The following is a 682-nucleotide window of genomic DNA, read 5'->3' as shown; positions in this document are numbered from 1 at the left end:
GCATCTGCCTTACAAGCAGAGGGTCAGCGGTTCGATCCCGTTAACTCCCATATTCTGAAAAGAATAGGTCCCGTAGTGTAGCGGTTATCACGTCGCCCTGTCACGGCGAAGATCGCGGGTTCGATTCCCGTCGGGACCGTTGAAGTCGAGAAGATTTCAATAAAAGTAAGAGACTCGTTAGCTCAGTTGGTAGAGCATTTGACTTTTAATCAAAGGGTCACTGGTTCGAGCCCAGTACGGGTCATAAGAGCGGGTTTGGCGGAATTGGCAGACGCACCAGATTTAGGATCTGGCGCTTTAGGGCGTGGGGGTTCAAGTCCCTTAACCCGCATATAAGATAATAATGAGCCGGCTTAGCTCAGTTGGTAGAGCATCTGATTTGTAATCAGAGGGTCGCGTGTTCAAGTCATGTAGCCGGCATTTTTGAATAGGATGCGAACGTAGTTCAGTGGTAGAACATCACCTTGCCAAGGTGGGGGTCGCGGGTTCGAATCCCGTCGTTCGCTTGAGGTGGCCGGGGTGGCGGAACTGGCAGACGCACAGGACTTAAAATCCTGCGATTGGTAACGATCGTACCGGTTCGATTCCGGTCCTCGGCATAGACTTGTAAGAGGCAGTAGAAGAAGATGAGCACCCTTAGCTCAACTGGATAGAGTACCTGACTACGAATCAGGCGGTTAGA

The 682-nt window shown here is 51.2% G+C and carries 6 tRNA genes; all 6 read left to right on the top strand.

Going from position 1 to position 682, the window contains the following annotated elements:
• Positions 1 to 66: 66 nt before the first annotated feature.
• The 6 genes from AX677_RS00925 to AX677_RS00900 all read left to right on the top strand — a co-directional run bounded on the left by AX677_RS00925 (position 67) and on the right by AX677_RS00900 (position 599).
• Positions 67 to 139: transfer RNA gene (locus AX677_RS00925), tRNA-Asp, on the top strand.
• A 32-nt stretch (positions 140 to 171) separates the two neighbouring features.
• A tRNA-Lys gene (locus tag AX677_RS00920) sits at positions 172 to 244 on the top strand.
• Between the two features lie 5 nt (positions 245 to 249).
• A tRNA-Leu gene (locus AX677_RS00915) sits at positions 250 to 331 on the top strand.
• A 16-nt stretch (positions 332 to 347) separates the two neighbouring features.
• Positions 348 to 420 (top strand) — tRNA-Thr (locus AX677_RS00910).
• 14 nt (positions 421 to 434) lie between these two features.
• Positions 435 to 506, top strand: a tRNA-Gly gene (locus tag AX677_RS00905).
• Positions 507 to 513: 7 nt separating this feature from the next.
• Positions 514 to 599: transfer RNA gene (locus AX677_RS00900), tRNA-Leu, on the top strand.
• The last annotated feature ends 83 nt before the right edge of the window (positions 600 to 682 follow it).

The sequence above is a fragment of the Streptococcus sp. CCH8-C6 genome (assembly GCF_001557225.1).
GTDB classification, from domain to species: domain Bacteria; phylum Bacillota; class Bacilli; order Lactobacillales; family Streptococcaceae; genus Streptococcus; species Streptococcus sanguinis_C.
Note: the sequence above shows the minus strand (reverse complement) of the source record. Positions and strands in the feature narration are given on the sequence as shown.